Source organism: Desulfitobacterium sp. (genome assembly GCF_034927245.1).
GTDB lineage: Bacteria > Bacillota > Desulfitobacteriia > Desulfitobacteriales > Desulfitobacteriaceae > Desulfitobacterium_A.
This window is the reverse complement of sequence record NZ_JAYFQK010000018.1, coordinates 1-16,182: the sequence shown is the minus strand read 5'-3', so window position 1 is coordinate 16,182 and position 16,182 is coordinate 1. Positions and strand designations below refer to the sequence as shown.

Here is a 16,182-nt window from a genome sequence, read left to right as displayed (position 1 = left end):
ATTAACAGCAGATTAACTCAACTTGAGTGTTGAGGCTTGCCAGTACAGGTGATTTGGCAAGGGCCGCTTCGGCAATTTCCTTTATTTGTTCTTGGGGTGCGGAGGTTACTGCTTTTAATTTAATAACAGGATTTAGAATTCCGCCGTTTCCTTCTTGTAAGCCTAAAAATACAGCAGCATTTAAATCGGCTTGGATATCCGCTTCAACTTTTTCAATTTTGATGCCTTGTTGACTGACCATAACTTCAAACGTAATTGCAAAACAACTCGCAGCAGCCGCAATTAAATACTCTACCGGATTAGGGGCAGTATCCGTTCCCCCTAGCGGCGCAGGCTCGTCCATCAAAAAGCTGTAGTTCCGAATTGAAGCCTCATTCTGAATTCCATTTTTCCAAGTTACATGGGCAAACCAATTTTTCATCGCCAATTCCGGATTCTTTTGGATAGCCTTTGCCGTTTGTTCAAGGTTTTCAAATCCAATATTGTTCATATGATCTCCTCCTCGTAATACGAATCAAACTTTAGCTTCATATTAATAGCATTGCTCACATTCGTATGTTAGGAAGATTACGTATTTTTCACTAATTTAATTTTTATTACGGATGTTGATCCAAAGCCTATTTTCACTTTGTTTTAAAACCCCTAAGCCCAGAAGTTTATTGATGAGCAAGGTCACCGTTTCCCGAGACGAAGCAATCATACCGGCAATATCTTGATGGGTCAGCGATGTCGGCAAAGGATACCACCCCTCTTGCCCTTGCTGTAAATTACCCAGCTTTTTGAATAAATAGATCAGTCTTTCTTCGACCTTTCCATACCCGACCTGTTCTAAAATCTCGATCATTTCTTGAATTTTAAAAGAAAAATGTTCAAGCAAGGCCATCGCAAGCTCCGGTGTTTCCTCAACAATTTTCCGTATTTCTTTTTTCGAAACGGCAGCAACGGTCACATCGGTCAAAGCCCTCGATAGGACGGCATTGTTTTTATGCGTAAATATATCTAATAAATCAATAAAATCTCCGGGCTGGATTAAACCAATCACACATTCTTTTCCGTCTTCATGAAGATGAAAAATACGAGCGCTTCCCTTTTTTACAAGGAAGACATGGCTCTCATTGATAGCGCTGTTTTCAATGAAGTCACCCTTTTTAAAATAATACTCTTTTCCCTCATTCATCCATGCTTCAACTATATCTTTATTAAACAAGTGAGTTAAACCCGTGACACAGAGTTGGTTAGTATACGACATTGCATTACCCCCAAAGCCATTCTGGCTGACATTGCATTTAGGCCATATTTATTAGCTTTTCCCCAACCGCTCTAAGGCCATCCAACTTCTGAGCCAGCACTTGTGTGGCCTTAGCCTGCTCCTGAGTGATTACATCACTCTGTTCCACGTTTTTCTGTACCTGAATTACCGACTCACGGAATCTTTCTAACATCTCATTAATTTCCCGAGCCGATTTGTTGCTCTCCTCAGCCAGCTTACGTACTTCCTCTGCTACAACTGAGAATCCCCTTCCCTGTTCACCTGCACGGGCAGCTTCAATGGCGGCGTTAAGTCCCAGCAAGTTAGTCTGCTGAGCCACCCGCCTAATCACATCCAATATCTCTGTGATACCATTGACTTCATGTGCGGCTGATTGGGCAATATTAGAGGATTCTTGGCTTGAAGCCGCAAGTTCTTCTGATGAGGCCGCTAGTTCCTCTACAGAAGCAGCCGACTGTTCTAGCTCTGAATAGAGTTCAGATACCACCTGCTCAAAGCGCTTCGCTTTCTCTGCTTCCCTTACTCGTTCTCGCTCCTGAGCCTGAGCAATTTTTAAGGCCTCATTGATAGCTCGTTTCACGGCCAATAATCCTGATTCCAGCAGGTCCACTTTATAACCCCGCTCACTAGCCGCAGTATAAGCGCCTTTGTCTCCTGTAATTGCATCAACACCGTGCTGACTCAACTGCTCCAGTATTTTGGGTATGTCCTGAGACGAATTCCAGGGTCTCAGATGTATCGTTGTTTCACCTATAACATAATCCGAGCTGTCCATTCCCATAAATCCACTATGAGCGACTACTCCCACATTTGATGCACCGTCTGCGGTCAGCCGCTGCACCGCTTCTAAAACTTCAGCAATCGTCATGATTATTCCTACCACCGGTTTGTCGGTAAGTTCCCGTAACCTATCAACCATAAGGCCCCTGCTGATCATGACATCGACCTGGGGATTAGTTCGAATTACCTCTGATCCTTGATCAAAATTGACGACTTGAATCGGGAAAGATAAATGGAGTTCTTGCATCGCCTGCTTGGCAATCTGAGCCATACCCGGCGTCAGTGCTGCAAAAAAAATGGATTCCATTATTTAATACCTCCCGCTATTTAATCTAAATACTAACTATTGCCCTGTAATTACCAAATGAAATCAGACGTTAAATAAGTGTTATTAACACATTTCCAAGCATCTGATATTTTAAAACTGAAAATTCGTATGTTTTATTTAACTTTCTCTTCATTTTATCATTTTCCTTCCAATTATCTAACAATTATCTAAAAAAAGCCCCTTCAATTAGCGAGAAGCATCTCTACTTCGTTCAGTAAACTCTCAGATAATCCTCAGCTATTATTCAGATTCCCGCTATAAAATAGGATTGTAGAAAGTCATCCTCCAGCCGGAAAGGAGTAACCATGGTTATCAGTAATTAAAAAAAGAAAGCTTGGGCATAATTGGGTGGAGTACCTTATTTAGATTGTAAGCAATTTTTTAAGAAAGGATTTAACTATGAAACTTAAAAAAGAAAAAAATTCTAAACGTCCTATCAGTTCAATCGTATTATATTGTGTTGCTACTTTAATAGCTCTTATTGCGATTGCCTTTCTGGTTAATAATGTCTTATTATTTAAAAATGTTCTTGATCAGTATGTAGCTCAAGGCTATCCTTCTGATGAAGTTATTAAGCAATTAGTACCGAGTCAGCTGCTCCCCGGAATATTTGAACCCATCGCTGTCTATGGTGGTATTTCTTTTATCTTATTTGGTATCGGTATCATCAATCAAAAGATCTCGGAATGTCTGGGAAAGTTGCCTAAAGATGAGAACGCTTCTGAAATTGATACTACTGAGCAAGTAGTAGCCGTTGAAGAAACTGGGAATAAGTTAACGATCGAAACAGAATAGTCATTAGAAAAGTAAAATAGCTTAAATTTTAGCAAAAAATCAGCAGATTTTTAACATCTGCTGATTTTGCTTTTTTTAGACGCATTCAATAGCAATGGCTTTTGATTTAGGGGTTCAACGGCAGAATCATTTTCAAAATATCCTAAAAGCACTTTATATTCGACAATATTTGTCATATAATAATCATTGAATGTCGTTAATTATTTAGAATATCGCAATAATTCTCGGAGGTTAAGGGATGAAATTATCAACAAAGCTAACTTGTAGTTACACGGTTCTTATCTTACTTATGTCAATCATTGTCGGTGTTGTTTATTATCAAGTCAACGTGCTGGGCAAAATTGCCAGCAACATCTCCGAATATCATATTGTAACGCAAAGCACCGCACAGGATATTGCTTTACAATTTGCAAACCAAACCGCTGCCCAGCGAGGGTATTTTAGTTCCGGCAACGTAAAATTCTATAATGAGTTAAATAGTTCGATTCAGAAGGCAAATGAAGATTTGGAGTCACTTCAAGCGAATGTATCAGCAGAAGATAAAGAGCAACTCGATGCAGTTGCCGAAAAAATGGCTGAATTTGCTCCCCATCAAAAGAAAATGATTGAATTATACCAAACCGAAGGGGCAGCTGCGGCCAACCAATATGGGGTAAATGTTGCTTCAGCAGTTAATGCATCAACATTAAAGGTAATAGAAGATTTTATTGCTTATCAAAACAGTCAGCTGCAATCTGAAGAAATGAATATTAGTGTCCAAATACATAAGCTCATTTCTACGATTTTGATCATCTTAGGGCTTGCTTTAGTGATAACCCTATTGCTTTCAGTCTATATTATTCGTTCCGTTAAAAAATCAATTGCTAAAGGGCAGGCTATTGCCGAAGCCTTGGCCATGGGTGATTTTACAGTTGAAGCCGAAGCTAGCAATGATGAAATCGGACAACTCGTACAGCATTTAGGTAATGCCTCCGGTAAATTGAAAAATTTAATTAAACAATCCCAAGATGTTACTCAACAAGTGACTTCTGCAACTATGAATTGTACTGACGCAATTAGTAACATTTCGAGCAGTTCAGAAGAAATGGTAGCGTCTACCGAACAGGTATCAGCAGGCTTTCAAGAAATTGCAGCAGCGTCTCAGGAGATTACTGCTTCAAATGAAGAACTCACACGCTATATTCATGAACTTGGAGAACAGGCTAATCATGGCAGCAATGAGGCAAGTTCGATCGAAAAACGGGCGTTGAAATTAAAAAGTCAGGCAGTTCAAGCCCAAATCCACGCAACGGGAATCTATAAAAATGAAAAAGAATCCCTCGAAAATGCAATTGAGGAATCAAAAGTTGTACAAAAAATAGCGGAGTTGACCCAAGGCATTTCCGCTATTGCGGACCAGACCAATCTACTTTCCTTAAATGCCGCGATAGAGGCAGCTCGGGCCGGAGAAAACGGACGTGGTTTTGCTGTCGTGGCTGACGAAGTGCGTAAATTGGCAGAACAGTCCTCGGAAACCGTTAAAGAGATCGAAGATTTAGTGACGAAAGTAATCAAAGCCCATGAGGACCTCTCAAATGGAGCTTTGAATACATTACAATTCATTAATGACGTTGTTGTACCTGATTATAACCATCTTGTGGAGACCGGTAATCAATACCAAATTGATGCCGACACATTGACAGGCCTTGCACGCCAAATTTCAGGTACAGTAGTAACGCTAGATGAAATGGCTGTTTCGATTGCATCAGCCATGAATAATATCAATCAGACCATAAGTCAAGGAGCAGCCGGTGCTGAGCAGGTTGTCGCTGCGGCCACAGGAATTTCTACGGGGCTGGAAAAAATAAATCATGTCATGATTCAACTAAACCGCAATGCCAACGAGTTGACGAGTACCGCCGATAAATTTACGGTTTAACACCTAAACCGACAAAGCTTAAATTAAAAACTCAGGGAGCTCCGTTACTTCGAGTCCCTGAGTTTTTCTTATTAATGAGCAGTGCCTGCCTTAGAGGAATTCCTTATTTTTGGCGTGGTTTCTTATCCGGAACTTCTACCGGAACAAATTGATCGCTTCCTGCGCCGCAGGCTTTACACGTTTCCGGAGGGTTCTCGCCCCGATGAATATAACCGCAAATTACACATTGCCATGCTTTCATTGTTGTTCGCTCCTCTCATTTTTTCATTTAGACTGCCATAATTTTCATTAACATTGACACGCTAATTATAAGGGAAACAGGATGATTTGTGAACGCTGCCCTTCAGAAAGACTTGCGTCTAAAATTGAAATGCAGTATAATGTGAACATAGTTCATAAAGGAAACTTTGGAGGTAGTCATGCCCAAGATTATTGAAAATCTGAAAGAGACTATTATTCTGGAAAGCCGAAATCTCCTTTCCCAAAAAGGATATAATGATTTCAATGTCCGGGAGATCGCGAAAAAATGCAATATTGCCTTAGGTACTTTTTATAATTATTTTCCGACTAAAGATGAAGTTGTTATGGAGATTGTCAGAGAGGACTGGTGGGAAATTTCCAACTTAGTCGATCAATTGATGACTACAGATGAGCCATTCAAAGAAAAGATTAGAAAAATATATCTATCACTCCGGCAATTTATTAGTAGTTACATTTTAATATTCATTGAAATGGCTGCGATTAAAAAACCGAGCAATAGGATCAGTTGTGATCACGAGTCCCCGGATAAATTTTATCTTCTTTATAATAAGCTAAGTGAATTAATAGATATTGAAAGAACGAAAGGCCATATTAATTCTTCGCTATCCTCGTATAAGCTGGCCCAGTTTATCATGTCTAATTTGATCTACCTGAATAGAAACGAATATATAACTTTTGATGAATTATATAATCATTTAAAAATTTGATTTTTAATATATTTTTTTGCCTTTTAATAAACGTCGTTCATATACTCCTAATATGAACGACGTTCATTAAAATCTAATGCATAGACAGATCAAGAAATAGATCGGAGGAAAAAGAGATGTTAAGTTATGCCATTATTTTTATCAGTCTCGCGTTAGTTTTTTACACTGTAGGAGTTTGGTCTGAAAAGATTCAAGGGACGCTAAAAGTTTGGCACCTGGTGTTCTTTTATTTAGGCTTAGTCTGTGATACAACAGGCACCCTGATTATGGAGGCCATAACCAAAACCATGGGAATGATCACATCGACTTCATATTTCCATGGAATTACCGGTGCTTTAGCCATAATCTTAATGCTTGTTCATGCCATTTGGGCAACTTTTGTCTTGATTAAAAGAGATAAGGTGATGATTGCTAAATTTCATCAATTCAGCCTTTGGGTTTGGGCTATCTGGTTAATACCCTATATCTCCGGATTTATATTTCGGATGATTTAATTATTCCTACCTCACCCATTGGACCCGGGTGTTATCATCACTGACTATCTCCAGATCAGAGGGTATGCGGACCAGAATCCCCTGCTGTCCCTGAATCATCATGCTACTTCCGCCGGCGCTCTGGGCTTCGGGTTTAAATTGTCTCACCGTAAAACTATCGTTAAAGTTTATAAACACCCAGCTTTGTTCAATCGGCCTTTCAATCTTCAAAATCCCTTTTTCCAGAGATATCTGCGGAGGGGCAATCAATTTAGTGAAATCAAGGGGCATGGCTCCGTTGGCGCTGGCATAATAAGGTGCCACATAGGTAGCGACCTCGATGATCCCATCAGCACTTCCTCTGCGTTCCAGGAAAATCTGCCCATTGCCTAGATTTTCTGCAGTCGTTATTTTTAATTGAGGGGCTTCGGCTTTAAACGTTTGATGGCTATTTTCGTATAGTCCGGTTTGTTCCTCGAAGCGCCCATCCGCGGGAAGATGGTATTTCTGCCCATCCTTTGACCAGTCCGCGGGAGTTAGAGCTAAGAGTTCCTTGTCTGGATTTGGGGATATAAATGACTCCCCTTTATCCAATAATCCGGTTATGGGTATGAGGAGAATCAGCAACGCCAGATAACCCCCCGCCAAAAGCAAATTGCTCTTCCATTGATTGAACCTGTTCAGCCTCGGTTTCACCGCTCTTTTTATAAAGGAAAAGAGGATTATCATAATCAAAATAATCAGTGACAAGGTAATAAAACTTATACTCATCTCTTAACCTCCATTCTCCCGGAAATAAGCATGCTTAGCCCCAAAAGGAGGACAACCGAGCCGATTACTTTTAAGGCGAAGAGCCCCAAGGAGCTTTCCGCAGTGTAAAAGAGCAGAACATTCTCAACCTTAAATTCAAAAATCCGAATCCATCCAAACCCAAAGGCAAGGATAAAAACTCCCAAAGCGATTCCGGCGGCCTTGTTCAGTGCGCTAACCATCTGGATCAGATAGGTGACCGAAGCCAGAAGAAGCAGATAGAGGGTCGCGACGAAAATACTCAGAAGGATATCCCAAGGGGCCATCTGCACTCCCCCAAAAATAAATTCAGATTCACCCAGAGATTTAACCAGGACCATTCGCTGAAGCAGACTCATCAGAGTTCCCGTTATCCCGGCATATACGGCAAAGGTGAGGATAAGCGCTGCATTGGATACGTAGCTGGTGATTCGGTTCGACACCAAAGAAAAATCTATACTCCGATAAGCTTGTGAGCCCAGAAAAGACGTCATCACAGCCATCCAGATCATAGTCAATACTAAAAAGGCATCCCCTGTATAAGTGTTGATATTGATATGAAAAGAATCTCCTCCTGAGGACATACCGCCCATTGGACTCATGGAGAACAGCAAACTTATCAGTTGGATAAGGATCAAGGAATGGATCCACCCGGAATGACCTTTAAGTTTATAGAGATATTGTTTCAGGACAATATCTTTAAAGCGAACGGATGAAAGCTTAACCTCGTTTAAAGACATCATCTATCCCTCCCTTTTTCCCAGCCGTAAGGTAAATACACAGATCATCAATACCTACCGGGACAATCTCCACCTCATGCTGTCTCAGCTTTTCGTAACCTTCGGGAAGGTGCTCGGTCTCGGCCACCAGGTACAAGCTCCCCTTGGCAAACTCCTCTTGATACAGAATCTCTTCTTCCTCAAGGCGGCAAAGAAGCTTCTCGCGGATAACTTGGGCATTTCCTCTAAAGCCTAGGGCATATTCCTTCATCTCCAGGATGGAACGATGAGCCCTTTTGGTTCCTTGGTCAAGGAGTAAAATATCCTCCAAAATATCCTCGAGCTCTCCTAATAAATGACTGGACAAAATCACGGTTCTGGGGTGGTCTATATAATCTTTAAGCAAGGCCCGGTAAAAATCCTTGCGCACGGCCGAATCCATCCCCGTGGTAGGCTCATCCATAAGGGTCAGCGGACAGCGGGAGGCAATGCCGATAATTGCGTTAAAGATGCTTTTGCTTCCCTTAGATAAATTTCCATGGCGTTGTTGGGGATTCAGTCGAAAATAATCAAACAGCCCGTCAGCGATCCGGCTATCCCAGTAAGGGTAAAAGGCCGCGGCTTCCTTTAAGATATTCACCAAGGTTAAGGAATCCGGGAAAACCATCGTGTCATCCACAAAAATCATATTCCCGGCAACCGCAAGATCATCGAAGGGGTCCCGTGCGAGCACTTTTATTTCGCCTTGGGTAGGCTTCAGATGACCGGCGATCATTCTTAACAGGGTGGTCTTTCCGGCACCGTTTCTCCCAATCAATCCGGTGATGGTATTTTCCTCGATGGCAAAGGATAAATCATGGATCGCCTGGATGTTTCCATAGGTCTTCTTCAGGTCGTGCACTTCGATGAAACTCATTGTCTAACCTCCCCTTCTCCCTGAGCCTCTTCCTGTTCTTCTTTACGGGCTTTTTCGATCATCCGGATGAGTTCCCTTTCCCCCACCCCAAGACGCTGGGCCTCCTCCACAAGCTCCCTAATCAGCTTGCCCAGGATTTGATTCTTGTGTTTGGTTAAAATATATTCCTTGGCCTGTGGGGATACAAACATTCCCAGCCCCCGTTTCTTGTAAACAATCCCTTCCTCTGCAAGAAGATTAAGGCCTTTGGCTGCGGTGGCCGGATTAATCGTAAACATCTCGGCGAGTTGATACTGAGAGTAGATTCGTTCCTCTTCCGGAAGGTTTCCGCTTAATATTTCCGCTTCAAGCCAATCCGCGATTTGAACATAGATAGGCTTAATGCTGTCAGGATTAAAGATCATGCCATTCACCTCCGCTTTCACCTCCGGAAAAATACTAGAGCCATAGTACGTTAGTAGTGTAATGTACTATGGCTCTAGTATATGACAAGAATGGCTATTTGTAAATAAGGAGATTAGTATTCAATTTTACTAAACAGAGCACTGCCTTTCTTCATTAGAACCCCATAAAGCACTATATCCAGAAGAGCGTAGAAAGAAATCAAACTGATTGCGGCCTGATTGATCGTGAAATGAAACTTCACCAAGATCCAAATGCTTAAACCGGTGAATAAAACGCAGATAACAAGGCTAAATAATAGATTAAGGTTTTGTTTTACCGCTCTTTGTTCATCGCTCCAATGCAGTTTTGGGTTCAAAAGGTCAATGAAAACGCCAACCAGATTAGCAAAAAGAATTCCCGGCAGGCTTACAACGCTAATCACAGCCACTAGAGACCCCGGAAAATCGAACAAAAATGCCGCAACGGCACACATTATCAACATTCCGACAATCCCCCAAAGTACTCCGGTAATTACTTTTGCCAATATTTGTGTCCTGTAGCTGACAGGGATATATTTGTTAAATAAGATATTCTCTCCTTCTCTGGATATGGATGTCGATGCTATACCATTGATGGAAGCCGTCATAAGCATAATACCGAATCCTACCCCGATGACTATCCCGCCAATGGTCGGGTTTTGCAGCATTGCTTTGAGCTGTACAAGTTCGGACATGTCTTTCGGCTTTATGACCATAGGTATGATCAAGAATACGGGCCAGATGAAATTTACCAGGATACCGTTGATGAAATAAGAGGGGGTTCTGAAGAGAATCCGTAATTCCTTTAACACGTAAGCTTTAAGCACAGGGTTTCGTTCAGTTTGCCGGCTCAATTCCTGACCGGTGATAGACTTATGCCGTGATTTCGAAACGGTTGCACCTGTAACCCCTTTATAATAAAGCAGGTTGCCCAGGATTAAAAAGAGGTAAAACCCCATCAAAGATAAGGCTAAAAATAGGCAGATATACCCCAGTCCACCGAGAGTCGCATTATTGATGAGGCCAAGTGCACCAAGCTTCGCCGGCGGGAAAATAGCCGAAGTCGTTGTCACTAGCGAGTTGTCGCCGAGCTGGCCTATTCCCTGGTTCGATACCATTTTCTGCGTGAAAATATTGACCCCAATCCCAAAAAATATAGCAACTATGGCACTGACTATCCGAAAGGCATCTTTGTTCTTCGCAAGATTGGTAAACCGCATGATGACCATTACGACAGCTGAAGCCAAGACAATCGGCAACACAGGCAGGCTTAAAAATAGAAGGGAACCATAAATATAATATAAAAGACCCTGTCCGCCTTTAATCCCGTACACAATTAATAGCGGCAGCATTATGAGCGCTTCTGTCAAATACTCAAAGATTGTCACCGTAATAAACTTAGCCCCTAAGATATGGGATGATTTAACCGGCAACGGGAGCAAAGTTTCAATGTCCTCGGAAAAATAGAAGGTATTCATGGTGTAGAAAAGTCCGAAGAAAAAAATGACAAAAGCGCTTAAGGCCATACCCAGACTTAGCAAAACTCCTTGTTCTCCTACTAAAGCAAGCCCATCATACGTTTTTGCTACAAATTTAATCAGACCCCCAACCATCGGCAAAAAGCAGAGCGCCATGAAGGCCAAAAGCATGGCTTGCCTTATCCTTTTCTTCGGGTCTGTTGTAAAGCTAAAGGAATTTCTCATTAAGGTTTTTGTTAATACAATTATTTTTTTATTCATCTTCGATCATTTCCAAGAACATTTTTTCTAAAGACTCATCTTGGTCTTTAAAGTGATCTTTCATTTCTTCCAACTTTCCGCAAAAAAGGACTTGGCCCTTATTGATGACAGCTATCCGGTCACATATTTTCTCCGCAACTTCAAGGACATGAGTAGAAAAGAAAACTGTATTTTGCTTATTGGCATGTTCCCGCATCATTTCCTTCAATGTAAAGGAGGCCTTGGGATCAAGTCCTGTCATGGGTTCATCCATAATCCACACGGAAGGATTATGGACAAGAACTCCCATAATCATAATTTTTTGCCGCATACCATGGGAATAACTTTGGATGCGGTCGCCTAAAACATGGGTTATCTCGAAGCGATTGCTCAACATCTCTATTCGCTCTTTTCTTTGTTGAGACGAAACATCGTAAATGTCCGCAATAAAATTGAGATACTCTATTCCTTTAAGTCTTAGAAAACTATTGGGACTATCCGAGACAAAGCCAAAATGTTTTTTGGCTTGCAATGGATCTTTGATAATATCCACCCCATCGATCATTACACTCCCGCTGTCGGGGGCTAATATCCCTGTAATCATCTTGATCGTTGTCGTCTTACCGGCACCATTAGGTCCTAAAAAGCCGAAAATCTCCCCATTTCTTACCGAAAGATCAATATTGTCAACGGCCTTCACAGGAGGGCTGAAAATCTTAGTCACCTTTTTAAGTTCAATCATAAGGTCATCCCCTTTCGATTATATTTTAAACTGCCTGCTAACTGTAAAAAACTGTTTATTCAGAGTTTACTCCATTTTAAAGCCTTGTTAAGGTGATTACAATATAAAAATTCTTGGAAATTAACGAAACAGGTGCAAATAAAAAGGCGTGCCCTACTCAGGCACGCGCTCTTGTTTCTGAGGACCGGTGATTGAATTTATTTCACGGCACTGAGGTCTATGTTAATCTCTTTCATCTTCCACTCTCCGGCAGTGACCCCCTTTGGCAACCCTTCGTAGCTGAACTGGGTTTCATGGCCTTTTTCATCGACTGTCACACCGCCACCCCGGGTAGGAATCAGTTTCATGGTCGGCGTGATCAACAGGGTTTTCGCCCTGGGATCAATGCGTTTAAAGGTGATGATGCTTTCCATTTCGGTCATTCCGGTCATTTCATCACCGATTTTCCCCTGCCCCCCATTCTCTTCATACTCATAGATATTGCCCAAATCGTCCTTGATTTCCCAATCCATCTGCACAGCATGGGTAAGTTTATTAGGGACTATTTCGGAGTAGTAGAGAAGAGTATTGATGGGGGTTAGGGAGAGGCGATTTAAGCTAATAGCCACATCCCGGGCCCGATCCTGATTATCATCAATCCTGACCTCGGTAAAGTCCAGAGCATTCAAAGCTACGCTGAAACTCAGCTTGCAGGGTGTTTTCTTATTTTCTTCGGTTGCTCCCTCCTCTATATTCGTCATCCCGGAAATTCCCCAGCGGAAAGAAATAGCATCCCGGGCTTCCTCCTCACTAAAAAATGTATAGTTGCTTTGCCCTACATAGACGCCGGGGCTGACCCGTTTTAAATGCTCGCTGCCTGCGGAACCCTGGGCAGAATCAACATCAATCCTGCTATCCAAATAGGGTCTCTCCCCAAAATCCTTAGCGGTTTTTATGGTATAGGTGAGGGATAAGGTTCTTCCATCATAAATGCCTTGATTCAACGTCACTTCAATGCCATTATCTGCTTTGACCATATTGATGTCCAAGGCCTTTTCTGTATATAAATCATAAACTCCCGTACGTCCGTCATCTAAAAAGCGGAAAATATCACCGATGACCGGAACTTCCTTGGCATAAGCGGGAAAGGCCAAGCCAAAGCCGGAGATCCCTACCGCCATAATCATGGCAGCGGCTGCAGCCGTCATGGCCTTGCTTTTTCTCCATTTCTTCGGTCCGCTCGGATGACCCGTTTCGGCAATCCCTTCTCTTACCCTTTTTTTGACTCTTGATTTTTCCAGCTCATCCACCTCTGCCTCTGCAAACTCATTCGGGTCAATATCTATCTCATTAAAAAATTCATAAAGGTCTTTCACGGTTAATTTCCCCCTTCTCCTAAGCTCATAACACCTTTTACCAGTTGTTTTTTACTCCTGTAAATACGATTATCGACAGCGGATTTTGTCAATCCTAATTTTCTGGAGATCTCTTCCGAAGGCATATCCCAAAAGAATTTCATTATAAATATGTTGCGGTCCGTTGCAGAAAAGGAGTTCAGCAATTTTCTCATTTCCCTTGTATTTTCTTTAAAAAGCACCTGCTCCTCTGCCGAAGCTTGGGACGGAAACAGGTCTATCCCCTCACGATCGGAAGAAGGAATTTCAACACATTTTCTTTCCCGGCGATAAAAGTCAATAGCCTTGTATTTAGCGATAGCGCAGAGCCATTTGCGAAAATCCTCTTCCCCATCTCCTTTAAACTTTTCCGCATGATGCCAAACGGCAAGGAAAACATCGCTAATGCATTCCTCCACCAACTCCTGACTCCCAATAGGAAGCAGGACATGACTGACAATCCCCTTCACTAAAGGGAAGTATTTATCCATAATAAATTCCAGAGCATCTTCCTCTTTATTTTTCAAGCGCCGTATGTAATCGTTATTGTTCTTCATGGTTTCCCCCCTTTCCTTGTAAAAGTCCTTACACTCTATACAACGAAGTTAAAAGCAACTTTTCGCAAAACTCATTAAGTAATTGCATTGTCCGATTCTATTATCATACCAGCCGAAGAGGTGGTTCGCGGTCATATCGCGAAAGTTCTGCAAATGATTGAGAAGAATTATAATTATTTGATTTGAGATGGAGAGAAAATAACTTATATAAAAAGACGAGGATTCATTCCTCGTCTTTTTATAAGTTTGGATGATATGTTTCGCTTGCTCATGATTAAGAAGGAAGCAAAAAATGTGAATGCCGATGAAGCCTTTGATTATAATTCAAATTCCTTATAATACTGGTTAATTGAGTGCAATGTATATTCTAGGAGTTTTCTTTTAGAAGTAAAGTAGGTGACATACTCCCACCCACACCTACGCTAACGCTTAGAAGTGGGGGCTTCTTGGGACGTACCAGCTAACGCCAGTATAATGACCAAGCTATCCCCGTTTGCCCAACGGTTCTTAAGTTTGATTAGGCTATGCCAAGCAAGCGACAGCCTTCATTTTTGATATTGATAGCCGCGTTTATGTCGCGGTCTAATGCCGCTCCACAATGAGTACAAGTCCATGTTCTATCGGATAGGGATAGTTCTTTATTTTCGTTGTTGCAGAACCTGCACATTTTACTGGACGGAAACCACTTATCAATAACGACTAACTGTTTTCCTTGTTCAGCGAGTTTGTAGGCTAGAAACGTTTTTAGCATACCAAAACCATTGTCATTTGTGGATTTTGCAAGATTGAGGCATTGAGCCATACTCCGCATATTTAGATCCTCAATTGCAATCGCTGTATAGGCATTGGCTATCTGCCTGGACAGTTTATGCAAGAAGTCTTTACGCTGATTCGCTACTTTCTCATGTAATTTTGCTACTTTCCGACGTTGTTTTTCGCGGTTTTTGCTCCCTTTCTGACGTTTGGATAATTTGCGCTGGGCTTTCTTCAATTTTGCTTCCGCTTGACGGTAGAATTTGGGATAGTCCGCATTGTTGGCTTGACTGTCGACAAACAATGTCTTGGATGAATAATCCAAACCTAATACCGTTTCTACTGTGGGCGTTATTGGCACTATGTCGGTTTCGTACTCCACCAATACGGAGATAGAGTATTGGCCTGTAGGGGTTTTGCTGATCGTTGCCGATTTTATAACGGCCTCTTTTGGTAATTGCCGATGGAGTTTAATCCGTACATCTTTTAGTTTCGGCAACCGGATTGTTTTGCTGTCCATCAGCCGAATGGTGCCCTTTTGATTGTTGGTCGTATAGGATTTCTTGTCACGGTGCTTGTTTTTGAATTGAGGAAAACCGACTGATTTATCCCGAAAGAAATTCTTGTAAGCGGTCTGCAAATTCAGTTGAGCATTGGCCAGAGCCAGACTATCCACTTCTTTGAGCCACTCAAATTCTTTCTTGAAGTCCGCCGGTAATAAATATTTCTGTTGTTTCAACGCTTCCTTGTCATCCTTGAATTGTTCATAGATTTCTTTCCGGTTCGCGAGCATTTTGTTATAGACAAATCGGACACAGCCAAAGGTTTTATTAATCAGAATTTCTTGTTCGTGCGTAGGGTATATACGATATTTGAAGGCCTTATTCATCTCTTCTCACCTTGGCTTTCAATGTAGCGGTTGATCATTTCAATCGGCGCGTCCCCTGTCGTGAGTAAACAAAAACTTCTGGACCAGAAATATTCTTGCCAAAGGTTTTCTTTGATGAGAGGATATTCTTTCTTGATAAGACGTGAGGATGCGCTTTTATAGGCATTGATGAGCTTTGATAATTCGCTATTGGGTTGCGCTTTGAACAGAATATGAACATGGTCTTTATCAGGGTTCCATTCCTGTAAAGCAACATTGTAATGGGGTGATATATACTCAAAAATCCCTTTTAGCCGATGGGAAACTTTATCATCAATGACTTCCCGGCGATATTTTATAACCAAAACAAGGTGATAATACATCAAGAATACCGAATGATTATTATTATCTAATTCCATTTATTTTCACCCCTATTATGGTAATTACTACTGAATATATTTTACCATAATTTTACTGGCCCATCAATAAGAATATGGAAAGAGCTTTTTGCGTTGTAGCTATTTTTTCCGATGTCCCAAGGCACTGGAATATTTTACTTCTTAAAAACTGCCAACTTTATCGGTTGATAAACTCGAAGTTCAACTAAGGTTTCCGCCTGCGCTAGAAGCTTGGCGCAAGCCCTAGTTTTCTTGAGGTAATTGCGATGTTCTAGAAGTCAAGTGGGACAAGAGCTGAGGAGAACGCAAAAATATATTTTCCCCCAAGAAACATGCCATGAAAGGTTATGTTGCCCCACGCTCCAACACTTAATTCCGTAAAAAATAAGCAGGTA

At 41.6% G+C, this 16,182-nt stretch carries 18 protein-coding genes; 4 read left to right on the top strand and 14 right to left on the bottom strand.

Annotation, left to right across the window (positions count from 1 at the left end; genetic code table 11):
* Position 1: 1 nt before the first annotated feature.
* From VB077_RS04775 to VB077_RS04765, 3 genes are all read right to left on the bottom strand, one after another.
* On the bottom strand, positions 2–490 hold the full coding sequence (locus tag VB077_RS04775; protein WP_323414081.1) for an OsmC family protein: 489 nt from the start codon (positions 488–490) through the stop codon (positions 2–4).
* 96 nt (positions 491–586) lie between these two features.
* Complete coding sequence (locus tag VB077_RS04770) at positions 587–1,249, bottom strand: Crp/Fnr family transcriptional regulator (protein WP_323414080.1); 663 nt, start codon at positions 1,247–1,249, stop codon at positions 587–589.
* Between the two features lie 37 nt (positions 1,250–1,286).
* Positions 1,287–2,357, bottom strand: coding sequence for a PrpR N-terminal domain-containing protein (locus VB077_RS04765; protein WP_323414079.1), 1,071 nt, complete (start codon positions 2,355–2,357; stop codon positions 1,287–1,289).
* A gap of 420 nt (positions 2,358–2,777) precedes the next feature.
* Between VB077_RS04765 and VB077_RS04760 the strand changes: the two genes are divergently transcribed.
* Both VB077_RS04760 and VB077_RS04755 read left to right on the top strand, forming a co-directional pair.
* Entirely contained in the window at positions 2,778–3,173 is a 396-nt protein-coding gene (locus tag VB077_RS04760) for a hypothetical protein (RefSeq protein ID WP_323414078.1), read from the top strand.
* Between the two features lie 238 nt (positions 3,174–3,411).
* Positions 3,412–5,091, top strand: a complete 1,680-nt coding sequence (locus tag VB077_RS04755; protein ID WP_323414077.1) for a methyl-accepting chemotaxis protein — start codon at positions 3,412–3,414, stop codon at positions 5,089–5,091.
* A 103-nt stretch (positions 5,092–5,194) separates the two neighbouring features.
* Here VB077_RS04755 and VB077_RS04750 read toward each other — a convergent pair whose 3' ends face one another.
* Entirely contained in the window at positions 5,195–5,332 is a 138-nt protein-coding gene (locus VB077_RS04750) for a rubredoxin-like domain-containing protein (protein WP_323414076.1), read from the bottom strand.
* A gap of 178 nt (positions 5,333–5,510) precedes the next feature.
* Between VB077_RS04750 and VB077_RS04745 the strand changes: the two genes are divergently transcribed.
* Both VB077_RS04745 and VB077_RS04740 read left to right on the top strand, forming a co-directional pair.
* A complete protein-coding gene (locus tag VB077_RS04745; RefSeq protein ID WP_323414075.1) occupies positions 5,511–6,059 on the top strand; it encodes a TetR/AcrR family transcriptional regulator in 549 nt (182 codons plus the stop codon).
* A 116-nt stretch (positions 6,060–6,175) separates the two neighbouring features.
* A complete protein-coding gene (locus tag VB077_RS04740) occupies positions 6,176–6,553 on the top strand; it encodes an HsmA family protein (protein WP_323414074.1) in 378 nt (125 codons plus the stop codon).
* Positions 6,554–6,559: 6 nt separating this feature from the next.
* Here VB077_RS04740 and VB077_RS04735 read toward each other — a convergent pair whose 3' ends face one another.
* The 10 genes from VB077_RS04735 to tnpA form a co-directional block, all read right to left on the bottom strand.
* Positions 6,560–7,303 carry a hypothetical protein gene (locus tag VB077_RS04735; RefSeq protein ID WP_323414073.1) on the bottom strand — a complete coding sequence of 248 codons (744 nt, stop codon included), beginning with the start codon at positions 7,301–7,303 and terminating at the stop codon, positions 6,560–6,562.
* On the bottom strand, positions 7,300–8,064 hold the full coding sequence (locus VB077_RS04730) for a hypothetical protein (RefSeq protein WP_323414072.1): 765 nt from the start codon (positions 8,062–8,064) through the stop codon (positions 7,300–7,302). Before VB077_RS04730 ends, VB077_RS04735 begins: the two co-directional genes overlap by 4 nt.
* Positions 8,042–8,956 (bottom strand): ABC transporter ATP-binding protein, encoded by a 915-nt coding sequence (locus VB077_RS04725; RefSeq protein ID WP_323414071.1) that lies wholly within the window; start codon positions 8,954–8,956, stop codon positions 8,042–8,044. Before VB077_RS04725 ends, VB077_RS04730 begins: the two co-directional genes overlap by 23 nt.
* Positions 8,953–9,360 (bottom strand): GntR family transcriptional regulator, encoded by a 408-nt coding sequence (locus VB077_RS04720; protein WP_323414070.1) that lies wholly within the window; start codon positions 9,358–9,360, stop codon positions 8,953–8,955. The genes VB077_RS04725 and VB077_RS04720 overlap by 4 nt, the downstream gene beginning before the upstream one ends.
* Before the next feature lie 113 nt (positions 9,361–9,473).
* Positions 9,474–11,117 (bottom strand): putative ABC transporter permease subunit, encoded by a 1,644-nt coding sequence (locus VB077_RS04715; protein ID WP_323414069.1) that lies wholly within the window; start codon positions 11,115–11,117, stop codon positions 9,474–9,476.
* A complete protein-coding gene (locus VB077_RS04710; protein WP_323414068.1) occupies positions 11,110–11,838 on the bottom strand; it encodes an ABC transporter ATP-binding protein in 729 nt (242 codons plus the stop codon). The genes VB077_RS04715 and VB077_RS04710 overlap by 8 nt, the downstream gene beginning before the upstream one ends.
* 197 nt (positions 11,839–12,035) lie before the next feature.
* Positions 12,036–13,193 carry a DUF4179 domain-containing protein gene (locus VB077_RS04705; RefSeq protein WP_323414067.1) on the bottom strand — a complete coding sequence of 386 codons (1,158 nt, stop codon included), beginning with the start codon at positions 13,191–13,193 and terminating at the stop codon, positions 12,036–12,038.
* 2 nt (positions 13,194–13,195) lie between these two features.
* Entirely contained in the window at positions 13,196–13,768 is a 573-nt protein-coding gene (locus VB077_RS04700) for a sigma-70 family RNA polymerase sigma factor (protein WP_323414066.1), read from the bottom strand.
* A gap of 517 nt (positions 13,769–14,285) precedes the next feature.
* The gene (locus VB077_RS04695) at positions 14,286–15,410 is read right to left on the bottom strand and encodes an RNA-guided endonuclease TnpB family protein (RefSeq protein WP_323414065.1); all 1,125 of its coding nucleotides are present in this window, start codon (positions 15,408–15,410) and stop codon (positions 14,286–14,288) included.
* Positions 15,407–15,808, bottom strand: coding sequence for an IS200/IS605 family transposase (gene tnpA, locus VB077_RS04690; RefSeq protein WP_323414064.1), 402 nt, complete (start codon positions 15,806–15,808; stop codon positions 15,407–15,409). Before tnpA ends, VB077_RS04695 begins: the two co-directional genes overlap by 4 nt.
* Between the last annotated feature and the right edge of the window lie 374 nt (positions 15,809–16,182).